Genomic DNA, 20580 nt, shown 5'->3' with positions numbered 1-20580 from the left:
GCCTCAGGCGTCCTTGAAGCCGACGCCCACGCTCGCGCGCGGCTGGTCCATCTCGGTGCTCGCCACTGGATAGGCGCAGTAGTCTGCGGCGTAGTAGGCGGCGGGGCGGTGATTGCCCGACAGGCCGATGCCGCCGAAGGGAGCGTTCGAGGATGCGCCGTTGGTCGGGCGGTTCCAGTTGACGATGCCTGCACGAACATTGGCCCAGAACCTGTTGTAATCTTGGGGCGTTCCGCCGATCAACGAGGCGGAGAGGCCGAAACGCGTGTTGTTCGCCTCCGCAATTCCTTCGTCGAGATCCTCCACCTTGATGACCTGCAGCAGCGGGCCGAACAACTCGACGTCGGGCCGATCGGCCATCGCGGTCGTATCGATCATCGCCGGAGAGAGAAACGGCAGGTCGTCGTCGGGCCGAGTCATGTGCCGGATCGCCTTGCCGCCGTTCGACAGCAGATAGAGGAAGCTCTCCATCAACTGGTCGGCTGCCTGGTTGTCGATCACCGGCCCCATGAAGGGTGCGGGATCGGCGAAAGGCTGTCCGACGATGATGCGGCTGGCGAGGGCTTTCACCTCGCCGACGATCGCATCGTACATGCTCGCCTTGACGATCAGCCTGCGTGCCGCCGTGCAGCGCTGCCCGGCCGAGGTGAAGGCGGACTGGATGATCAGTGTCGCCGTATCAGGAATCTTCGGCGTATCAAGTACTAGAATGGGATTGTTGCCACCCATTTCGAGCGCGACGATCTTGCCCGGGCTGGTCGCGAGCTTGCGGTTGATCGCGATCCCCGCCTGCGCCGAGCCGGTGAAGAGCACCCCGTCCACTCCGCGGTGGGCGACCAGTTCCTTGCCTTCCTCCGGCCCGCCGACGAGCAGTTGCACGACCGCCGCCGAAATGCCGGCGCGGTGGAAACATTCGACCAGGAACTCGCCCACTGCCGGCGTCTTCTCGCTCGGCTTGAAGATCACCGCGTTGCCGGCAATCAGCGCGGGGACGATGTGGCCGTTCGGCAGGTGCGCCGGGAAGTTGTACGGGCCGAGCACGGCCATCACGCCGTGCGGCTTGTGTCGCACGGCCGCTGTGCCCTGAAGTGCACTGTCGAGCTTCTTCTGCCCGGTTCGCTCCGCGTAGGCGGTGACCGAGATGTCGACCTTCTTGATCACGCTGTCGACTTCGGTGAGCGCTTCCCACAGCGGCTTGCCGGTCTCGCGTGCGATCAGCTCGGCGAAGCGATCCGACTGCTTGCGCACCTCGTTGGCGAAGCGGCGGCAGAGCTCGATGCGGGTCGCCAGCGGCTGCGCGGCCCAGGCGGGCCAGGCGCGGCGCGCGCGATCGACCGTTTCCTCGACGTTGCCGGCGGGGCTGCGCCACAGCTCCTCGCCCGTCGCGGGTTCGAAAGACACGATTTCATTGCTGCTCACTGGAGCGGGTATCCCTGCGTTCCTGAATGTCGGGGCCAATGCCATAGGCCCAAGGTAGTAACAAACCGATTGTCTGCCAGTCGGTGCCTCAGTGTCCCCGAGGCGGCGGCGGTGGCCCATGCGCACGGCCCATGCGGCGGATCGCTTCGACCTTGTCGTGGAGCAGCGCCCAGTCGTCGCGCTGGTCGATCGCGGACCAGATTGCCTCGACCTCCTCGATCAGCATCGTTTCCGGCGTCGGCAGGTTCCAGTACGGATCGTCCGACGGAATAGCGCGGTAACCCTCGAGCGCCTCGGCCAGTTCGCCCTCTGCACCGCGCCCGCCGCGGTGACGATGGAAGAAGCCGTCCGGCTGAACCCCGCTTTCCCGCATCGCCTTCTCACTGGCCGCGACGAGCGCGCCGTCGCTCTCCGGTCCGCGGGATTCGACGCCCAGACGCCAGCACCATCGCCGCGCCACGGCTTCCATGTAGAGCGGCCCGAACCGCTCCAGCGCCGCGATCAGGGGCGGAGCATCGGCGAGGAGACGCAGCGCGACCGCGAACTGTCCGAGGTTCCAGTGCAGCGCTTCCGGCTGGCGGCCGAACGCATAGAGTCCCGCATGATCGAAATAGGCCGCAGTGAAGGCGGAATCCCACTGGGGCAGCCAGCGCCATGGGCCGTAGTCGAAGCTCTCGCCCGTCACGTTCATGTTATCGGTGTTGAGCACGCCGTGGACGAAGCCTGCCACCATCCACGCGGCCGCAAGGTCGGCAAGCCGATCGACCACCTGATGCATCAGGACGATCGCCGGCTCGTCCCGCCCGGGCGCATCCGCCGGCGGCTGCGGGCCCGGAAATTGGCTGAGGCAATAGTCGACCAGTTCCGCCATGTGCTCGCGTTCCTCGAGCGCGAGGAGGCGCTGGAACGTGCCGATGCGGATATGCCCGTGGCTCAGCCGCACCATGACTGCCGAGCGGGTCGGGGAGGGCTCATCCCCCCGCCACAACTCCTCGCCGGTTTCGATCACCGAGAAAGTCTTCGAGGTGTAGACACCCAGCGCCTCGAGCATCTCGGTCGCGAGGATCTCGCGCACTGCGCCCTTCAGCGTCAGCCGCCCGTCGGCGGTGCGGCTGTAGGGGGTGAGACCGGAGCCCTTGGTACCGAGGTCGAGCAGCCGCTCCTCCGCATCGCGCATCTGCGCAAACAGAAAGCCCCGCCCGTCGCCGATGTCCGGATTGTACACTCGGAACTGATGGCCGTGGTACCGCAAGGCGAGCGGATGCAGCAGGTTGTCCGCGAGGGGTTCGAACCGCGCGAAGTGTGTGGTCCACTGCCGGTCGTCGAGACCGTCCAGGCCGACCGCGCGGTCCCATCTGCGATTGCGGAAGCGCAGCGTGGCGCGGGGGAATTGTGCGGCGGTCACTTCGTCCGCAATCCAGTCCGAGAGCGGCAGGATCGCGGGATCGGGCCGATAGGGCGACGCTTGCGGTTCTTCGCGCATCGGGCGATAGTGGGCTGCGCGGGCGGCGCTGGCAATGCGGCCGTCCGGAGATGCAGCAACTTGGACACAGGAAACTCTCCGAAGCCGATGGACACAGGATTTAGCGACCGTTTCTGGGAAAGCCCGGACGGTCTGAAGCTGCATTTCCGCGACTATCCGGGGCGTGAGGACCGTGTGCCGGTCGTCTGCATGCATGGCCTGACGCGCAACGCGCGCGACTTCGCGGCGCTCGCCGAGCATCTGGCGGGGGAGCGCCGTGTGCTCGTGCCCGAGATGCGCGGGCGGGGCGACAGCGAATATGCGCGCGACCCGGCGACTTACACGCCGGCGACATATGTCGCGGACGTGTCCGTTCTGCTGGCGCAGGAAGGTATCTCCCGCTTCGTCGCGGTCGGGACCTCGCTCGGCGGGCTGATGACTATGATGCTGGCCGCGGCCGAGCCAGACCGGATCGTCGGCGCGGTGCTCAATGACGTGGGCCCCGAGCTCCAGGCCGCGGGGCTGGCGCGTATCGCGGAATACGTTGGTCAGGGCCGCAATTTCCCGACCTGGATGCACGCAGCCCGCGCACTCGAGGAAGTGCATTCGGCGGCCCATCCGGGCTTCGACACTGAAGACTGGATCGCCATGGCCAAGCGCACGATGACCGTGCAGCAGAACGGCCGCATCGCCTTCGATTACGACATGAGCATCGCCGAGCCGTTCCAGGCAGGCGGCGGCGCTGCGCCGCCCGACCTCTGGCCTGCCTATGACGCGCTGCAGGGCGGACCGCTGCTGATCGTGCGCGGCGGGCTCTCCGACCTGCTTTCCGAAGAGACCGCCCGGAACATGCTGGCGCGGCATCCCGATGCGGAGCTCGTCACGGTGCCTGGCGTAGGCCATGCGCCGCTGCTCGATGAGCCTGCCGTCGTGGCTGCGATCGACCGGCTGATGGCGAAGGCGGCATGAGCGCCGCAGGGCGCGGCAAGGCGCGGATCCTGCATCTTCATTCGACCTTCGCCGCCGGCGGCAAGGAACTGCGTTCGGTTCGGCTGATCAACGCCTTTGGCCCGAAGGTCTCACATACGATCGTCTCGGCGGAACCGGAGCGGATGGAGGCCGCGCAGCACATCCTGCGGCAGATCCCCGTCACCTACCCGCGCGATTTCCCCGCGCTGAAGGGAAAGCCGACACCGGGCCGCCTGCAGCGTCTCGCCCGCGCCATGCAGGGCTACGATCTCGTACTGACCTACAACTGGGGCGCGATGAACGCGGTGATGGCGCATACGGCGTTCAGGGACGCTTTCCGGCTGCCTGCGCTGATCCATCACGAAGACGGCTTCAACGAAGACGAACGCAAACGCCTCAAGCCCATTCGCAACTGGTTTCGCAAGATCGCGCTCGGGCGCGCGAACGGCCTCGTCGTACCCTCGGAGACGCTCGAAGGTATCGCGCTGCAGGTATGGGAACAGCCGATCGGGCGGGTGAAGCACATCCCCAACGGCATCGACACCAAGGCCTTCGCCAAGCGCCCGAAGCCGGACGCTCTGCGCGGCGTGGTGAAGCGGAAAGGCGAATTCTGGGTCGGCACACTCGCCGGTCTGCGCCCGGTCAAGAACCTGCCGCGGCTGGTCCGCGCATTCCGCCATCTGCCCGAGGATTGGCACCTGGTGATCGTTGGCGAAGGGCCCGAGCGGGACGCCATTCGCGCCGAAGCCGACGAATACAACATCGGCCACCGGGTCCATCTGCCCGGCTTCGCACCTCATCCGGAGCGCTATGTCGGTCTGTTAGACATATTCGCGCTCTCCTCCGACAGCGAGCAGTTTCCGGTCTCGCTGGTCGAGGCGATGGCAGCCGGCGTACCGGTCGTCGCCCCGGCGGTGGGTGACGTGGCTGATATGGTGTCCGAGGCCAATGCTCCGCTGATCGGCCCCGCCGGCGACGAGAGCGCGCTGGCCCAGGGCCTCGCGCAGCTCGCCGGCGACGCGGCCCTGCGCGAGCGGATCGGGTATGCGAACCGGGAGAAGGCGCGCGCCAGTTACGACGAGAAACCGATGATCGCCGCCTATCGCCGCCTCTATTCCTCCGCGATGGACAACGATGCGCTGAGCTGAATGTCCACTCCGGCCCCGCTTCACCTCGGGTTCACGCGGCGGGGGACAGGCGGGTTTCCAAGTTGAATTGGCGCGGTCATCCGCTAAACAGCCCGGCGAACCTTCACTCGAATGATCGAAAGTGCCACGTCTTGGCCCTGAACCCTCTTTCCAAGCAGAACCCCGACCAGCGCCGCGCTTCGGAAGAAGACGTGCTGATGCGCGAAGTCGACGAAGCGGTCCGGCAGGACCAGTTGGCGAACTTCGCACAGCGCTACGGCAAGCCCATCATCGCCGCCGTCGTGCTCGGGCTCGTGGCGTTCGGTGGTTACCTGTTCTGGGATCACCGGCAGGAAGCGGCACTGGAAACTGAATCCGAAACGCTCGTGGGCGCGCTCGATCAGCTTCAGTCCGGCAATCTCGGCAGCGCAACCGAACGTCTCGAGCCGCTCTTGGCCGACGAGGGCGGTGCGGCGACACAGGCGGCGCTGCTCAAGGCAGGCATTGCGATGGAGCAGGGCCGCAGCGAGGATGCAGCCAAGATCTACGCGGAAGTCGCAGCCGACGGCGACGTGCCGCAACTGCTCCGCGACCTGGCCACGGTTCGCGAGGTCGCGGCGACGTTCGACAGCCAGGAGCCGGGTGAGGTCGTCACCCGGCTCAAGCCGCTGGCGGTGCCGGGTAACCCCTACTTCGGCAGCGCGGGCGAACTCGTCGCGATGGCCTACCTCGAGCAGGGCAAGAACCAGGAAGCGGGAACGCTCTTCGCATCGATCGCGAAGGACGAAACCCAGCCCGACAGCCTCCGCTCTCGTGCACGGCAGATGGCGGGCGTCCTCGGTGTGGACGCCATCGAAGACGTCGATGCAGTGCTGGACGGAATTCGAGAACCCGCGGCCGCGCCGCAAGCGCAGCAATAAGTCAGGACGGGCCTAACCGATGAAGTCGAATCGCATTTCCATTCTTGGCCGCGGCGTTGCCGTGGCGGCGCTTGCCGGCATGCTCGGTGCGTGCGGCATTTTCGGTGGCAGCGAAACCAAGACAACCCCCACGATCGGCGAGCGCAAGCCGGTGCTTTCGCGGATCGAGAGCGGGGCAAAGGTCGACCCGGCGCTGGCAGGCGTGGCTGTCGTTCTACCCACGGCGCAGACGAACAGCGAATGGGCCCAGGCCGGCGGCACGGCCGACAAAGCTTACGGCCACCTGACGCTGGCGGATCATCCGGTGTCGGCATGGACCGTGCAGATCGCGGGCGGTGGCGAACGCCGCAAACTCGCTTCCGCTCCTGTGATCGGCGGCGGCGCCCTGTTTGCCGTTGACACGGAAGGGGTGATCCACGCGTTCGACGCACAGACCGGCGCGCGGCGCTGGACCCACCGGATGGAGCTCGCCGGTAACGTGCGCAACGCGGCGTTCGGCGGCGGGGCGAGCTACAACGCGGGCCGTGTCTATGCGACCAACGGTGTCGGCCAGGTGATCGCGCTCGACGCCGAAACGGGCGCGGAGATCTGGAAGAAGCAGCCTGCAGGGCCGCTGCGCGGCGCGCCGACGATCGCGTTCAACTCGGTCTACGTGATGACGCAGGACAACCAGATCCATGCGCTGAACGCCGCGACCGGCGAAACGCAGTGGAACGAATCCGGCTCACAGGCGCAAGCGGGTGTGTTCGGCGTGGCGACCCCGGCGGCGGGGCAGGGCACCGTGATCGCCGGCTACAGCTCGGGCGAACTGGCGGCCTACCGCTACGAGAACGGCCGGGTCCTGTGGTCGGACGCTCTCGCGCGGACCTCGATCTCGACCGAGGTCGGCTCGCTGACCGACATCGACGCCGATCCCATCATCGATTCCGGAAGTGTTTACGCTCTGGGCCAGGGCGGCCGCATGGCCGCTTACGAGCTCGTGACCGGGCAGCGACAGTGGGAACTGAACGTCGCGGGTATCTCCACCCCGGCGGTGGCCGGCGAATGGATTTTCGCGCTCACCGACGATGCCCGCCTGCTCGCGATCGCGCGCGCGACCGGCAAGGTGCGGTGGATCACGCAGTTGCAGCGCTATCGCGACGAAGAGGACAAGGAAGACCCGATCTTTTGGACCGGCCCCGTCCTTGCGGGCAACAACCTGTGGGTCGCCAGCACGCAGGGCGAGATCTACAAGATCAGCGTCGGCGAAGGATCGGCGAGCCTGTTCACCGATCTGGAGACGGCCGTGTCGCTGCCGCCGGTAGTGGCCAACAACACCCTCTACCTGCTCGACGACGGCGGCACGATCCACGCCTTCCGGTAATCGCGCCGCCTGGGCTCTTACCACGCGCTTAACCCTTTGCCGCTATCGCGCGACTCGTCATGAGCGCGCACCCGATCTCGGCAAAGGGGCTTCCGGCAAGCGACGTCTCGGCGGGCGTGGGCCTTGCCGGGCTGCTCGGGTTGCTTGCGTGGATCGTTTTCTGCCGCAACTGGCCGCACTTTGCAGACGCTTTCGCTCTGCCGGGGCCGCGAGAGCCGCTCTCCGGGCCGCACGCGGCGCTGACGGCGCTGTTCTTCTCCGCGGCGCCGATGGTCCTTTGGTCGATCTTCGTCGACAAGGTTCATCGCAATCCCTCCACCGGGATCGACTGGAGCCGCAAGCGTCCTCTGTCCGAAGTGATCGGCGCCTCGATGGTGAAGATCGCCGGCCTCTGGGTCACCTGGGCGATCCTAGGTTTCCTCTACTGCGTCGCGCGCTGGTACTGGCGAGGGCAATATCTCTTTGCGATGGACGTGATCGCCGCGGCGGCGATCCCTCTGCTCGTGCTGTCGGTGCCCTATGTGCTCTGGCTCGACCGCTACCTGGTGAACCCGCGCGATCACGCCTGGCATTTCGGCGCCATGCTCCTCGGGCGCGAGGCCTTCGATCCGGATGAAGTGAAGAAGCACTGGCGGGCCTGGATCATCAAGGCGTTCTTTGGCGCTTTCATGATCTCGATCCTGCCCGCCGGCTTTGCGGCGGTGGTGGAAACGGACCTTGCACAGGTCGCCGCCAACCCGGTCGCGCTCGGCATGCTGCTGGTCCAACTCCTGTTCGTGATCGACGTGCATATCGGCACGGTCGGCTATCTCGTCACCTTCCGCCCGCTCGATGCGCATATCCGCAGCGGCAACCCGTTCCTGGCGGGATGGCTGGCGGCGTTGATTTGCTATCCTCCGTTCGTTTTCGCCTTCATGGGGGCCGAAGGGGTGCTGGCGTACGAGGTCAACACGCCTGGCTGGGGTTTCTGGTTCGGAGATCATTCCGTCCTGGCTTCGGTCTGGGCGGTGTGGCTCGTGTTCCTGACCGCGATCTACGCCTGGGCGACGCTCGCATTCGGGGTGCGCTTTTCCAATCTGACCTACCGCGGCGTGCTGACGAACGGGCCCTACCGCTTCACGCGGCACCCGGCATACCTGTCGAAGAACCTCTTCTGGTGGTGCTCGACGCTGCCGTTTCTCGTCTCCAGCGGTTCGGCGGTGGACGTGGTGCGCAATACCTTCTTCCTCGGCTGCGTAAGCGCGATCTATTACTGGCGGGCGAGGACCGAGGAGGCGCACTTGCTGGGGGAAGATGAGAAATATCGCGCGTATCACGCATGGATGGAGCGCCATGGGCTGGTCACCCGGCCGCTCGCGGCGCTGGGGCGGGGGCTGCGGCGGCGCAGGTCTACCGTGCAGCAGCCCGCGGAGTAGGTGCTAGAAGCTCTGCTCGTAGACCCGCGAGACGTCGCCGTTCCATTCGCCGTGGTAGAGGTCGAGCAGGCGCTGCGCCGGAACCTTGCCGCTGGCCACGATTTCGTCGAGCGTTTCGAGGAAGCCCGTCTCGTTGTCGCCCCCGCTGCTGACCCGGGCGCGCGCTGCGAGGCCCGAACGGGAGATCGCCAGCACCTCGCGCGCGATGTCGTGCAACCTGCCGCCGTTCGGGAGCGGCGCATCGAGAGCGAGCTTCGGAACGGCCCCCCGCAGCGCCTCGCGCTCCTCCATCGTCCAGTCCTTCACGACGTCCCACGCCGCATCGAGCGCGGCTTCGTCGTAGAGCAGGCCGACCCAGAAGGCGGGCAGGGCGCAGATCCGGTTCCACGGCCCGCCGTCCGCGCCGCGCATCTCGAGGAAGCTCTTGAGCCGCACTTCGGGAAAGGCGGTGGAGAGGTGATCCCACCAATCGCTCTCGCGCGGCTTCTCGCCGGGCAGCGCGGGCAGCTTGCCTTCGAGGAAGTCGCGGAAGCTCTGCCCGGCGGCGTCGATGTATTTCCCGTCGCGGAACACGAAGTACATCGGCACGTCGAGCATGTAGTCGACCCACCGCTCGTAACCGAAGCCGTCCTCGAACACGAACGGCAGCATGCCCGTGCGGTGCGGGTCGGTGTCCGACCAGATATGGCTGCGGTAGGAGAGGTAGCCGTTGGGCTTGCCCTCGGTGAACGGTGAATTGGCGAACAGCGCGGTGGCGAGCGGCTGCAGCGCCAGCCCGACGCGGAACTTCTTCACCATGTCCGCCTCGCTGCCGTAGTCGAGGTTCACCTGGATCGTGCAGGTCCGCAGCATCATGTCGAGGCCGAGCGAACCCACGCGCGGCATGTGCCGCATCATGATCTCGTAGCGGCCCTTGGGCATCACCGGCAGCGCCTCGCGGGTCTTGTCTGGCCACATGCCGAGACCGAGAAAGCCGACGCCGCAGCATTCGCCGATCGCCTTGACCTGCTGGAGATGCCGGCCCGTCTCGTCGCAGGTCTGATGCAGGTTCTCGAGCGGTGCGCCCGAGAGCTCGAGCTGCCCCGCCGGCTCCAGGCTGACGGTGCCGTCCGCGCCGCGCATGGCGATGACCTTGCCGCCCTCCTCGACCGGCTCCCACCCGAACTTGCGCAGGTTGAGCAGGAGGTCGCGGATGCCGCATGATTCGTCATAGGCGGGGGCGTGGAAATCGTCCCGCTTGTAGACGAGTTTCTCGTGCTCGGTGCCGATGCGCCAGGCATGTTTCGGCTTCTCGCCGGCGGCAATCGGCGCGACCAGCTGGTCGCGGCTCTCGATGGTCGGATCGTCGGCGGCCGAGGCTTCGCGGGTGCTCATGCCCGTTGCGATAGGCAACCGGTGAAGGGGAGGAAAGCGCTAATTGCGCCAGTCCCCGGCGACCGCCATCCAGAGCGCGGTCGCGGCGATCGCGGCCGTTTCGGCGCGCAGGATTCGCGGGCCCAGCGAGATCGGGCGCGCCTGCGGCAGGCCGCGAATCGCAGCGCGCTCGGCATTGTCGAAGCCGCCCTCGGGACCGATCAGCAGGGCTGCCGGGCCGGCATGGTTCGCCAGCGCCTCCGCCGGCGCTTCGCCGCCCATCTCGTCGGCGAAGAACAGCGCGCGGTCGGCCGGCCAGTCTCGCAAGAGCCGGTCGAGCTTCGTCAGCGGTGCGAGCTCGGGCAGGGCGGTGCGTTCGCACTGCTCGGCAGCCTCGATCATCCGCTTCTGCAACCGCGCGTCGTTGATCTTGCGCACGACCGAGCGGCGCATCTCGACCGGAACGAACCGCCGCACGCCCAGCTCGCAGGCCTTCTCCGCCACGAGTGCGAAGTTGTCGCGCTGGAGCGGGGAAGCACAGAGCCACAGGTCCGGCACCTCTTCGCGCGGCGCCAGCTTCTCCTCGACCGTGGCGAGGCAGCGTCCGCCCCCGGCAGCCGCCAGCCGGGCGAGATACTCGCCCGTCCGGTCGTCGAACAGCCGCACGACATCGTCGTCGCCGCGCCGCATCACGCCGAGCAGATAACGCGACTGGGCCTGGTCGAGCTCGATCGTGGCACCGGCCTCTATCCGCTCCTCGAGATAGAGACGCGGGGTCGATTTGGGCGGCCAGGCGGGGGTGGCGGGCATCGCAATCCTCTCGCTTTGCGGGTCGAACGGAGAAGGTTTGTGGCGCTGCCGACCTAATCGATATGGCGCAAGACGGAATCCGCGTGCTAGGGACGCGTCCAGACCATGGCCGAACAGTCTACCACCGAGTATTTCCGCTACCGGATCCGCCGCGATGCGTCCGGCGCGTTGAACTGGTTCAGGACGAACTGGCGCGAAAAGCGCTGGTTCCGCTGGACGACGATTCTGCTGGGGGTGTTCCTGGCGCTGTGGCTCGTCGTCTGGGCATTGCTTGCGCGCGACCTGCCCGATGCGGAAACCCTGCTCGAATACGAACCGCCCCTGCCCACGATGGTGCGCGGAATCGACGGGGACATCGTCTATTCCTATGCCCGCGAGCGCCGCGTCCAGTTGCAGTACGCCGACTTTCCGGTCGAACTGATCGAGGCCTATCTCGCGGCAGAGGACAAGACGTTCTTCAGCCATGGCGGGATCGACGCCGGCGGTCTTGCCGGGGCGGTGATCGACTATGTCAGCAAGCTCGGCTCGGGCGAGCGTGCGGTCGGCGGTTCGACGATCACCCAGCAGGTGGCGAAGAACATCCTGCTGTCGAACGAATATTCGATCACCCGCAAGCTCAAGGAAATGATCCTCGCGCGGCGCATCGAAGGGGTGCTGACCAAGCAGCAGATCCTCGAGCTCTACCTCAACGAGATCCCGCTCGGCCGGCGCAGCTTCGGCGTGCAGGCCGCCTCGCGCGCCTATTTCGACAAAGACGTGGGCGATCTCGAACTGCACGAGATGGCCTTCCTCGCGATCCTTCCCAAGGCGCCGGAGCGCTACGGGCGCAAGCAGCACGCCGAGTTGGCGCTGGAGCGGCGCAATTTCGTGCTCGACCAGATGGTCGAGAACGATTTCGTCACCGCGGCCGAGGCAACCGAAGCAAAAAGCCAACCGCTTGGCCTCAAGCCCATGCGCGCGCAGCACGAGACGGTCGATGCCGGCTATTTCTTCGAGGAAGTCCGGCGCACGCTGATCGAGAAGTTCGGCGAAACGGCGGAGGATGGGCGCAACAGCGTCTATGCCGGTGGGCTGTGGGTCCGCACTTCGCTCGATCCCGTGCTGCAGGAAGCGGCGCGCGACGCGCTGCGGAATGGCATGCTGCGCTACCACGGGAATCGCGGCTGGCCCGGTCCGGTAGCGACGATCGATCCGGACAACGGCGATCTCGTCGCACAGCTCCGTTCGTCCAACCTCAACCTCGACTTCCGCGACTGGCGCGTTGGCGTCGTGACCGAACGCAGCGGATCGTCCGCGACTGTGGGGCTCACCGACGGTGAGACTTATCCGCTGACCGGCTTTCCCGATGCGGTGAAGGTCGGCGATGTGGTCGCGGTCGAGCGTTCGGGCAACGGTTACCGCCTGCGCTCCGTACCCGAGGTTTCGGGCGGTTTCGTGGCCATGGCCCCGCAGTCGAGCCGTGTGCTCGCCATGCAGGGCGGGTTCGACAGCGGCCTGAGCGATTTCAACCGCGCGACCCAGGCCGAACGCCAGCCCGGATCGACGATCAAGCCGTTCGTCTATGCCACCGGCCTCGACAACGGCATGACCCCCGCGACGCAAGTGCCCGACCAGACGTTCTGCTTCTATCAGGGCGCGGCGCTGGGCGAGAAGTGCTTCCGCAACTTCGGCGGCGGCGGCGGCGGGGTCCACACCATGCGCTGGGGCCTGGAGCAGAGCCGCAACCTGATGACGGTGCACGTCGCGATGGACGCGGGGATGCCCAAGGTCATCGACACCTTCGAGCGGGTCGGGATCGGCAGTTACGAGCCCTACCCGGCCTTCGCGCTGGGCGCGGGCGACACCACCGTGCTCAAGATGGTCAACGCTTATGCGGCGCTGGTCAATCACGGGCGGCAGAACAATGCGACGCTGATCGACTACGTGCAGGACCGTCATGGCAAGGTGATCTGGCGCGCCGACACCCGTAGCTGCGAGCGATGCGACATGCCCGAATGGGACGGCAAGCCGATGCCGCGGCTCGGCCGCAGCGGCAAGCAGGTGCTCGACCCGCGCACTGCCTATCAGGTCGTCCACATGCTTGAAGGCGTGGTGACGCGCGGTACGGCGGTGCGCTTGCGCGACCTCGACCTGCCGCTGTTCGGCAAGACCGGCACGACTACCGGTCCGACGAACGCCTGGTTCGTGGGCGGATCCCCGGACATCATCGCGGGCATGTATCTCGGCTTCGACCAGCCCCGGAACATGGGCGGCTGGGTCCAGGGCGGGAACACCGCCGCGCCGATGTTCAAGGAATTCGTGCAGGAGACGCGCGATCGCTGGTCGGAGGAGCCATTCATCGCGCCGCAGGGTGTGCGAATGGTGCGGATCGACCGGCGCTCCGGCAAGCGCGTGCTCGATGGCTGGCCGACCGACGACCCCCTCAGCTCGATCATCTGGGAGGCATTCAAGCCCGATACCGAGCCGCCGCGGCGCACGCGCGCCGACGCGATCGAGGCCAAGCGCCGCGAGTTCCTGGATCTGATCCGCCGGGGCGAGCTGGCGCGGCGCAACGCCGGGTCCGGCACCGGGCGTCACGGCGAACCTTCGGACTTCGTCGAGGACCAGGGCGGAATCTACTGACGTTTGGGTAAGGAGAGCGCGATGAGGAAACTTGCCATGGCCGCCGTATTCGCCGCGCTTCTGGCCGCGCCGGCATCGGCCGAGCTGCCGGTCGGGGCGAAAGCGCCGCTGTTCGCGACCGACGCCGCGCTTGCTGGCAAGGCCTTCGCCTTCAACTTGCGCGCCGCCCTCGCGAAAGGACCGGTCGTCCTCTATTTCTACCCCAAGGCCTTCACCAAGGGCTGCACTCTGGAGGCGCGCCAGTTTGCCGAGGCGTCGGACGAGTTCGCCGCCGCGGGCGCGACGGTGATCGGGATGTCGGCCGACGATATCGACACGCTCAAGCGCTTCTCGCGAGAGGAATGCCGCGACAAGTTCGCCGTTGGCGCCGCGACGCCTAAGATCATCGAGGCATACGACGCCGCGCTCGTCCGCGACGGCAAGGACACCGGGATGACCGAGCGCACAAGCTACGTCATCGACCAGAGCGGCCGGATCGTGTTCGTCCATTCGGACCTCGACTACCGCAATCACGTCCGCCTTACGCTCGCCGCGGTGAAGAAGCTCGAGCGGGGCGGCTGACGCCCGCTTTCGGGCGTCCCTTTCGCTTCGCACGCCCCTCCGCTAAGCGGGCGGCCAAATCCTTTGGAGAATCAATTTATGCGTGCCGAAGGGCAGGCCCATATCGACCGTATCGACGCCGCGCTGGCGCTGGTGCGGCAATCGCTCGACTGGGAGCGCGCGTTGCGCCGGCTCGACGAGCTGAATGCGCGCGTCCAGGACCCCGCACTGTGGGACGATCCCAAGGAAGCGCAGGCGATCACGCGCGAACAGAAGCGGCTCGAAAGCGCGATCGGCACGGTGCGGCAGATCGGGTCCGAAAAGGACGACGCGATCGAGTTCGTGGAGATGGGTGAGGCCGAGGGTGACGACGACGTCGTGGCGGAAGGCCTCACCAGTCTCGCGCGGCTTGCCGAACGGGCCGACGCGGACAAGGTCCAGGCGCTCCTCGGCGGCGAGGCGGATGCGAACGACACTTATCTCGAAATCCATGCCGGCGCGGGCGGGACGGAAAGCCAGGACTGGGCCGAGATGCTTCAGCGGATGTACACCCGCTGGGCCGAGCGGCGCGGCTTCAAGGTCGAGCTGGTCGACTATCACGCCGGCGAACAGGCCGGGATCAAGGCCGCGACCCTGCTGATCAAGGGCGAGAACGCCTACGGCTACGCCAAGACCGAAAGCGGCGTGCACCGCCTCGTGCGCATCAGCCCCTATGACAGCGCGGCGCGGCGGCACACGAGCTTCAGCTCGGTCTGGGTCTATCCGGTGATCGACGACAACATCGACATCGAGATCAACCCGGCCGACCTCAAGATCGACACCTACCGGGCGAGCGGTGCTGGCGGGCAGCACGTCAACACGACCGATTCGGCGGTGCGCATCACCCACGTTCCCAGCGGGATCATCGTCGCCAGCCAGATGGACCGCAGCCAGCACAAGAACCGCGACATCGCGATGAACATGCTCAAGGCGCGGCTGTTCGAGGAGGAGATGCGCAAGCGCGAGGAAGCCGCCAGCGCCGAGCATGCGAGCAAGACCGAGATCGGCTGGGGGCACCAGATCAGGAGCTACGTCCTGCAGCCCTACCAGATGGTCAAGGACCTGCGCACCGGCGCGACCTCGAGCTCGCCCGACGACGTGCTCGACGGCGCGCTCGACCCGTTCATCTCCGCCGCGCTGGCCCAGCGCGTCACTGGCGAGACGGTCGAGGTCGAGGACGTCGAGTAGGGACGTTCGGCGGCTTTGCCGGGCCCTTCCGTTCCGCTAGGGGCGTCTCAGGACCAGATGAAGAGCCTCCTCTCCCTCCTCTGCGCCGCGCTGGCGCTTAGCCTTGCGGCCTGCGAGCCGGTCGACGACGGCCGGCTCGAAACCGCGCGCGACTTCCCGGTCCCCGACCGGCCCGTCTCCGGCCTCGGCGCGAACGAGTTCTCGTCGGAAGACGCGCGCGACAGCGTGGGCGAGGCGCGCAAGGTGATGGATTTCGCCGCGATCGAACCGGGCATGAGCGTCGCGGACATCGGCGCGGGTGAGGGCTACTATACCGTGCGTCTCGCCGACCGCGTGGGGGAGAGCGGCCGCGTGCTCGCGCAGGACATCGATCGCGACGCGCTCGACCGCCTGGCGCGCCGCGTCGAGCGCGAGCGGCTCGACAACGTCTCGATCAAGCTGGGCGAGATCGACGATCCCAAGTTGCCCGAAAACAGCTTCGATCGTATCTTCATGGTGCACATGTACCATGAGATCAGCGAGCCCTACGCGTTCCTGTGGCGCATGTGGCCCGCGCTGCGCGAGGGCGGCCAGGTGATCGTGGTGGACATCGACCGGCCGGCCGACCAGCACGGGATCGATCCGCTGCTGCTGGCGTGCGAGTTCACGCAGGTCGGTTTCGAGCTGGTGACGTTCCGTGACGCGCCCGAGCTGGCCGGGTACTATGCACAGTTCAAGCGGGCCGCTAAGAGGCCCGAACCGGAAGAGATCAAGCCCTGCCGGGGAACGCCGGTCAAGGCAGACAATGCGGCGCGATAAGGCCGCTCACGAGGATTAGCAGTTCAATGGCATTCAAGGGGCTCAGCCCGATCGTATATGGTGGCCGCGAGGTCTGGCCGCTCATCGAGGGCGGCAAGGGCGTCTCCGCGACCAATCACATGAGCTCGGGCGCCTGGGCGGCTGCCGGGGGCATCGGCACGGTCAGCGCGGTCAATGCAGACAGCTACGACGCCGAAGGCAAGATCATCCCGCAGATCTACGATCAGCTCACCCGCAAGGAACGGCATGAGCAGCTCGTCCGCTACGCCATCGACGGCGCCACCGAACAGGTCAAGCGCGCCTACGAGGTTTCGAACGGCATGGGCGCGATCAACATCAACGTGCTGTGGGAAATGGGCGGGGCGCAGGAGGTGCTGGAAGGCGTTCTCGAACGCACCAGAGGCCTCGTCACCGGCGTCACCTGCGGGGCGGGCATGCCCTACAAGCTGGCCGAGATCGCCGCGCGCTTCAACGTCAGCTACCTGCCGATCATCAGCTCCGCCCGTGCCTTCCGCGCACTGTGGAAGCGCAGCTACCACAAGGTGAGCGAGCTGATGGCCGCGGTCGTCTACGAGGACCCGTGGCTCGCCGGCGGGCACAACGGCCTTTCGAATGCCGAGGATCCGGAGAAGCCGGAGGATCCCTATCCCCGCGTGAAGGCGCTGCGCGAGACGATGCGTGCCGAAGGCGTGAGCGAGGACGTGCCGATCGTCATGGCCGGCGGCGTCTGGTTCCTGCGCGAGTGGGACGACTGGATCGACAACCCCGAGCTGGGCAAGATTGCCTTCCAGTTCGGCACGCGCCCGCTGCTGACCGAGGAAAGCCCGATCCCGCAAGGGTGGAAGGACATGCTCCGCACGATCGAGCCGGGCGACGTGCTCCTGCACAAGTTCTCGCCCACGGGCTTTTATTCGTCCGCCGTCAAGAACCCGTTCCTGTGGGACCTCATCCACCGCAGTGAGCGGCAGATCCCCTATTCGAAGGTCGAGGCGGGCGAGCACACGGTGCAGCTCGACGTCGGCATCAAGGGCAAGAACTTCTGGGTCACGCCGAAGGATCGCGAACGCGCCCGCGGCTGGGTCGGCGAGGGCTTCACCGAAGCGCTCAAGACCCCCGACGACACGGTCGTCTTCGTCACGCCGGAAAGCCGCGCCGAAATCCGCAAGGACCAGGCCGACTGCATGGGCTGCCTGTCGCACTGCGGGTTCTCGTCGTGGAAGGATCACGACGACTACACCACCGGCCGCCTCGCCGATCCGCGCAGCTTCTGCATCCAGAAGACCCTGCAGGATATCGCCCACGGCGGCCCGGTCGAACAGAACCTCGCCTTCGCGGGCCACGCGGCCTACCGTTTCAAGCAGGATCCGTTCTATTCGAACAACTTCACCCCGACGGTGAAGCAACTGGTCGACCGCATCCTGACCGGGGATTGATGGGCCTCATCCCGGCGCAAGCCGGGACGATGCAAATCAGACCAGCGCTTCCAGCACCTGATCGGGCGGGCGATGGCCGTCGGCCCAGAAGCGGATGTTGGCGATCACCTTCTCGCCCGAGGCTTCGCGGCCCTCGATAGTGGCGCTGCCGATATGCGGCTGCGCGATGACGTTCGGCAGTGCGATCAGCCGCGGGTCCACCTGCGGCTCGTCGGGAAAGACGTCGAGCCCCGCGCCGCCCAGGTGGCCGCTCTCGAGTGCGTCGATCATCGCCTCGTAATCGATCAGGTCCGCGCGCGCCGTGTTGATCAGCGCCGCCCCGGGCTTCATCAGCGCGATCCGCCGCGCATCGATCAGCCCGCGCGTCGCGGCCGTGGCGGGGCAGTGCAGGGTGACGATGTCCGAATCGGCCAGAAGCCTGTCGAGATCCTCGACATATTCGGCGCCGAACATCGATTCGACTGCGGGCGGCAGGCGATGACGATTGTGGTAGCGGATCTGCAGGCCGAAGGCGCGCGCGCGGAAGGCGACCGCCTGGCCGATGCGGCCCAGGCCGACGATCCCCAGCACTTTCCCGCCGAGCTTGCGCCCGAGCATCGCGAGCGGCGCCCAGCCCGTCCATTGCCCTTGCCGGATCAACGCGGTGCCTTCGCGCACACGGCGCGGCACGCCGATGATCAGCGCCATGGTGAGATCCGCGGTGTCCTCGGTGAAGACGCCAGGGGTGTTGGTCACCATGATCTTGCGTGCGGCGGCCGCGCCGAGATCGATGTGATCGGTGCCGGTGCCGAAGCTCGCGATCAGGCCCAGCCGCTCGCCGGCCTGCACGATCAGCTCGGCGTCTATCCGGTCGGTCACGGTGGGGACGAGCACGTCGCATTCGCGCATCGCGGCCGCGAGTTCGTCCCGCGTCATCGGCAGATCGTCGCGGTTGAGGCGCGTTTCGAAGAGCTCTTCCATCCGCGCTTCGATCGAGGGCAACAAGTGCCGCGTCACGATGACCCGCGGCTTGCCCGCCACACGCCGAGTCGAGGTGTCTCCCGCATTCTCCATATATGCCGCGCTAGGATGGCGGATGCGCCGCGGTCAAGCCGCGTGCGAGACGGCTTGAAGCAAGGGCGCTCCACGATTTAAGGGTGGAACCCATGCGCAGCTTCCTCCTCGCCGCCGTCTTCGCCCTTTTCACCTTAGTTTCCGTGCCCGCCGCGGCGCAGGAGCGTGAGGTGCCCTACTGGGCGACGATCGGGACGAGCAAGCTCAACATGCGCGTGGGGCCGAGCGTCAACTACCGGATCGCATGGGTCTACAAGCGCGAAGGGCTGCCGGTGAAAGTGGTCCGCGTCGTCGACGGATGGCGCCTGATCCGCGATCCCGATGGTGCGGAAGGCTGGGTCGTCGCCCGTCTGCTCGATGCCGACCGCAGCGCCGTCGTCGTGGGCGAGGGGCTTGCGGCCTTGCGGGAGGAGCCGTCGGACAATGCAAAGCTCAGGTGGAATGCCGAACCCGGCGTGGTCGGCAAGCTGGGCGAGTGCGAGAACGACTGGTGCAGCTTCGACGTCGAGGGCCGGGTGGGCTGGGTAAAGGCCGAACGCCTCTGGGGCGCGGGCAAACCCTGACAGCCGGGCGCCGCGCGAAGCTCGGCAATCGCGAGAATTGAGGCTTGCCTCCCCGCGGGGGCGCGGCCAAGCTCGGTTGCGAAACGCAACGCTTGGGAGGGTGCATGGACTTCAAGACAATCAGGTTCGCGGTGGACGAGCGCGTCGCCACGATCACGCTGAACCGGCCCGAGCGGCTCAACGCCTGCTCGCTGGAGATGGCGGGCGAGATGCTGATGGCGCTCGACCACCTCGGCGATGCGCGCGTGCTGGTGCTCACGGGCGAGGGGCGGGCGTTCTGCTCGGGTGCGGACCTTGCTGCGAGTGGCGAGCGGCCGGTGACCGGGGCGCAGGGCAGCTACATGGCGCTGACCGAGAAGTACAATCCGCTGATGATGAAGCTCGCGCGGCTGGACGTGCCGGTCGTCTGCGCCGTCAATGGCCCCGCGGCGGGCATCGGCTGCTCGATCGCGCTGGCGGGGGATTTCGTGATCGCGGGGGGCAGCGCCTATTTCCTGCAGGCCTTCGTCAACATCGGGCTGGTGCCCGACGGCGGCGCGAGCTGGATGCTCCCACGCCTCGTCGGCAAGGCGCGAGCGACCGAGATGATGATGCTGGGCGAAAAGATCGGCGCCGAAAAGGCGTACGAGTGGGGCATGATCTACAAGGCCGTGGCCGACGAATCGCTGGCCGGCGAAGTCGAGACGCTCGCCGCCCGGCTCGCGAACGGACCGACCGTTTCCTACGCCACGATGCGCAAGAATATTCTTACCGCGCTCGAGAACAGCTACGCTCAGGCGCTGCTGGCCGAAGCCGAGGGGCAGCGCACCGCAGCCTCGACCGAGGACGCGCGCGAGGGCGGCATGGCCTTCCTCCAGAAGCGCAAGCCCGCGTTCAAGGGCTGCTGATGCTGTTCTACGACAGCCCCAACCCCGCGCCCAATCCGCGGCGTGTGCGCATCTTCGCGGCGGAGAAGGGCATCGAGTTGCCGACCCGCGAAGTTTCGATTCTCGAGCGAGAGCAGAAGTCGCCCGAGTATCTCGCGATCAATCCGCGTGGACAGACGCCTGCGCTTCAGCTGGATGATGGCACCGTGATCGCCGAGAGCGTGGCGATCTGCCGCTATCTCGAGGCATTGCATCCCGAGCCCAACCTGTTCGGAACGACGCCCGAGGAGATCGCGCTGGTCGAGATGTGGAATCGCCGCGTCGAGATGATCGCAATGTATCCGATCGGCGCGGTTTGGGTTCACACGCACCGTTTCACTGCCGCGCTGCCGGGCCGCAACGAAGCCTGGGGCGAGGCCAATCGCGCGGCAGTGGCGAAGGCCTTCGGCTTCTTCGACGAGGCGCTGGTGGACCGTGAATTCCTTGCTGGGGAGCGCTTCACCTTCGCCGACATCCTGTTGCTGACGACGGTCGATTTTGCTGTTTTTGCCGGTTGCCCCCCGCCGGAAAGCTGCACCCACCTTACCGCTTGGCACACCCGCGTGTCGGCCCGTCCGAGTGCGGATGCCTGACGAATGTT

18 protein-coding genes are annotated in these 20580 nt (G+C 66.9%); 13 read left to right on the top strand and 5 right to left on the bottom strand.

Annotation, left to right across the window (positions count from 1 at the left end):
* Positions 1–3: 3 nt before the first annotated feature.
* Together astD and JNO53_RS02565 are read right to left on the bottom strand one after the other, a co-directional pair.
* A complete protein-coding gene (astD, locus tag JNO53_RS02570) occupies positions 4–1464 on the bottom strand; it encodes a succinylglutamate-semialdehyde dehydrogenase (protein ID WP_203107309.1) in 1461 nt (486 codons plus the stop codon).
* 43 nt (positions 1465–1507) lie between these two features.
* The gene (locus JNO53_RS02565; protein ID WP_203107307.1) at positions 1508–2902 is read right to left on the bottom strand and encodes a protein adenylyltransferase SelO family protein; all 1395 of its coding nucleotides are present in this window, start codon (positions 2900–2902) and stop codon (positions 1508–1510) included.
* 87 nt (positions 2903–2989) lie between these two features.
* Here JNO53_RS02565 and JNO53_RS02560 point away from each other — a divergent pair, with 87 nt between their 5' ends.
* The 5 genes from JNO53_RS02560 to JNO53_RS02540 all read left to right on the top strand — a co-directional run bounded on the left by JNO53_RS02560 (position 2990) and on the right by JNO53_RS02540 (position 8675).
* Positions 2990–3850, top strand: coding sequence for an alpha/beta fold hydrolase (locus tag JNO53_RS02560; RefSeq protein ID WP_203107305.1), 861 nt, complete (start codon positions 2990–2992; stop codon positions 3848–3850).
* Positions 3847–4998 carry a glycosyltransferase family 4 protein gene (locus JNO53_RS02555; protein ID WP_203107303.1) on the top strand — a complete coding sequence of 384 codons (1152 nt, stop codon included), beginning with the start codon at positions 3847–3849 and terminating at the stop codon, positions 4996–4998. The genes JNO53_RS02560 and JNO53_RS02555 overlap by 4 nt, the downstream gene beginning before the upstream one ends.
* 131 nt (positions 4999–5129) lie before the next feature.
* Positions 5130–5897: a tetratricopeptide repeat protein gene (locus JNO53_RS02550; protein ID WP_238401535.1), complete on the top strand. Its 768-nt coding sequence runs from the start codon at positions 5130–5132 to the stop codon at positions 5895–5897.
* 19 nt (positions 5898–5916) lie between these two features.
* Entirely contained in the window at positions 5917–7260 is a 1344-nt protein-coding gene (locus JNO53_RS02545; protein WP_203107301.1) for an outer membrane protein assembly factor BamB family protein, read from the top strand.
* 59 nt (positions 7261–7319) lie between these two features.
* A complete protein-coding gene (locus tag JNO53_RS02540; RefSeq protein ID WP_203107298.1) occupies positions 7320–8675 on the top strand; it encodes a methyltransferase family protein in 1356 nt (451 codons plus the stop codon).
* A gap of 3 nt (positions 8676–8678) precedes the next feature.
* On the opposite strand, the gene JNO53_RS02535 is transcribed toward JNO53_RS02540, so the two are convergent.
* On the bottom strand, positions 8679–10049 hold the full coding sequence (locus tag JNO53_RS02535; protein ID WP_203107296.1) for a glutamate--cysteine ligase: 1371 nt from the start codon (positions 10047–10049) through the stop codon (positions 8679–8681).
* 39 nt (positions 10050–10088) lie between these two features.
* Positions 10089–10838: a 16S rRNA (uracil(1498)-N(3))-methyltransferase gene (locus JNO53_RS02530; RefSeq protein ID WP_203107294.1), complete on the bottom strand. Its 750-nt coding sequence runs from the start codon at positions 10836–10838 to the stop codon at positions 10089–10091.
* A 105-nt stretch (positions 10839–10943) separates the two neighbouring features.
* Between JNO53_RS02530 and JNO53_RS02525 the strand changes: the two genes are divergently transcribed.
* The 5 genes from JNO53_RS02525 to JNO53_RS02505 all read left to right on the top strand — a co-directional run bounded on the left by JNO53_RS02525 (position 10944) and on the right by JNO53_RS02505 (position 17458).
* Positions 10944–13460, top strand: a complete 2517-nt coding sequence (locus tag JNO53_RS02525; protein WP_203107292.1) for a penicillin-binding protein 1A — start codon at positions 10944–10946, stop codon at positions 13458–13460.
* A gap of 21 nt (positions 13461–13481) precedes the next feature.
* Positions 13482–14021, top strand: a complete 540-nt coding sequence (locus JNO53_RS02520; protein ID WP_203107290.1) for a peroxiredoxin — start codon at positions 13482–13484, stop codon at positions 14019–14021.
* A 78-nt stretch (positions 14022–14099) separates the two neighbouring features.
* Positions 14100–15227 (top strand): peptide chain release factor 2, encoded by a 1128-nt coding sequence (prfB, locus tag JNO53_RS02515; RefSeq protein ID WP_203107288.1) that lies wholly within the window; start codon positions 14100–14102, stop codon positions 15225–15227.
* A gap of 57 nt (positions 15228–15284) precedes the next feature.
* Positions 15285–16025 carry a class I SAM-dependent methyltransferase gene (locus tag JNO53_RS02510; RefSeq protein WP_203107286.1) on the top strand — a complete coding sequence of 247 codons (741 nt, stop codon included), beginning with the start codon at positions 15285–15287 and terminating at the stop codon, positions 16023–16025.
* A gap of 26 nt (positions 16026–16051) precedes the next feature.
* Positions 16052–17458, top strand: a complete 1407-nt coding sequence (locus JNO53_RS02505; RefSeq protein ID WP_203107284.1) for an NAD(P)H-dependent flavin oxidoreductase — start codon at positions 16052–16054, stop codon at positions 17456–17458.
* Positions 17459–17494: 36 nt separating this feature from the next.
* Here JNO53_RS02505 and JNO53_RS02500 read toward each other — a convergent pair whose 3' ends face one another.
* Entirely contained in the window at positions 17495–18511 is a 1017-nt protein-coding gene (locus JNO53_RS02500; protein ID WP_203107282.1) for a 2-hydroxyacid dehydrogenase, read from the bottom strand.
* A 92-nt stretch (positions 18512–18603) separates the two neighbouring features.
* On the opposite strand from JNO53_RS02500, the gene JNO53_RS02495 reads away from it, so the two are divergent.
* The 3 genes from JNO53_RS02495 to JNO53_RS02485 all read left to right on the top strand — a co-directional run bounded on the left by JNO53_RS02495 (position 18604) and on the right by JNO53_RS02485 (position 20572).
* Positions 18604–19074: an SH3 domain-containing protein gene (locus JNO53_RS02495; protein WP_203107280.1), complete on the top strand. Its 471-nt coding sequence runs from the start codon at positions 18604–18606 to the stop codon at positions 19072–19074.
* 104 nt (positions 19075–19178) lie between these two features.
* Positions 19179–19961: an enoyl-CoA hydratase-related protein gene (locus tag JNO53_RS02490; RefSeq protein WP_203107278.1), complete on the top strand. Its 783-nt coding sequence runs from the start codon at positions 19179–19181 to the stop codon at positions 19959–19961.
* The gene (locus JNO53_RS02485; protein WP_203107276.1) at positions 19961–20572 is read left to right on the top strand and encodes a glutathione S-transferase family protein; all 612 of its coding nucleotides are present in this window, start codon (positions 19961–19963) and stop codon (positions 20570–20572) included. The genes JNO53_RS02490 and JNO53_RS02485 overlap by 1 nt, the downstream gene beginning before the upstream one ends.
* Positions 20573–20580: the final 8 nt, after the last annotated feature.

Origin of the sequence: Altererythrobacter sp. C41 (assembly GCF_016803135.1) — a bacterium.
Classification (GTDB): Bacteria; Pseudomonadota; Alphaproteobacteria; order Sphingomonadales; family Sphingomonadaceae; genus Pelagerythrobacter.
Note: the sequence above shows the minus strand (reverse complement) of the source record. Positions and strands in the feature narration are given on the sequence as shown.

Bases quoted from the DNA above. Each gene is read 5' to 3' on its own strand.
- astD (WP_203107309.1), bottom strand. From the start codon at position 1,464: ATGGCATTGGCCCCGACATTCAGGAACGCAGGGATACCCGCTCCAGTG.
- JNO53_RS02565 (WP_203107307.1), bottom strand. From the start codon at position 2,902: ATGCGCGAAGAACCGCAAGCGTCGCCCTATCGGCCCGATCCCGCGATC.
- JNO53_RS02560 (WP_203107305.1), top strand. From the start codon at position 2,990: ATGGACACAGGATTTAGCGACCGTTTCTGGGAAAGCCCGGACGGTCTG.
- JNO53_RS02555 (WP_203107303.1), top strand. From the start codon at position 3,847: ATGAGCGCCGCAGGGCGCGGCAAGGCGCGGATCCTGCATCTTCATTCG.
- JNO53_RS02545 (WP_203107301.1), top strand. From the start codon at position 5,917: ATGAAGTCGAATCGCATTTCCATTCTTGGCCGCGGCGTTGCCGTGGCG.
- JNO53_RS02540 (WP_203107298.1), top strand. From the start codon at position 7,320: ATGAGCGCGCACCCGATCTCGGCAAAGGGGCTTCCGGCAAGCGACGTC.
- JNO53_RS02535 (WP_203107296.1), bottom strand. From the start codon at position 10,049: ATGAGCACCCGCGAAGCCTCGGCCGCCGACGATCCGACCATCGAGAGC.
- JNO53_RS02530 (WP_203107294.1), bottom strand. From the start codon at position 10,838: ATGCCCGCCACCCCCGCCTGGCCGCCCAAATCGACCCCGCGTCTCTAT.
- JNO53_RS02525 (WP_203107292.1), top strand. From the start codon at position 10,944: ATGGCCGAACAGTCTACCACCGAGTATTTCCGCTACCGGATCCGCCGC.
- JNO53_RS02520 (WP_203107290.1), top strand. From the start codon at position 13,482: ATGAGGAAACTTGCCATGGCCGCCGTATTCGCCGCGCTTCTGGCCGCG.
- prfB (WP_203107288.1), top strand. From the start codon at position 14,100: ATGCGTGCCGAAGGGCAGGCCCATATCGACCGTATCGACGCCGCGCTG.
- JNO53_RS02510 (WP_203107286.1), top strand. From the start codon at position 15,285: ATGAAGAGCCTCCTCTCCCTCCTCTGCGCCGCGCTGGCGCTTAGCCTT.
- JNO53_RS02505 (WP_203107284.1), top strand. From the start codon at position 16,052: ATGGCATTCAAGGGGCTCAGCCCGATCGTATATGGTGGCCGCGAGGTC.
- JNO53_RS02500 (WP_203107282.1), bottom strand. From the start codon at position 18,511: ATGGAGAATGCGGGAGACACCTCGACTCGGCGTGTGGCGGGCAAGCCG.
- JNO53_RS02495 (WP_203107280.1), top strand. From the start codon at position 18,604: ATGCGCAGCTTCCTCCTCGCCGCCGTCTTCGCCCTTTTCACCTTAGTT.
- JNO53_RS02490 (WP_203107278.1), top strand. From the start codon at position 19,179: ATGGACTTCAAGACAATCAGGTTCGCGGTGGACGAGCGCGTCGCCACG.
- JNO53_RS02485 (WP_203107276.1), top strand. From the start codon at position 19,961: ATGCTGTTCTACGACAGCCCCAACCCCGCGCCCAATCCGCGGCGTGTG.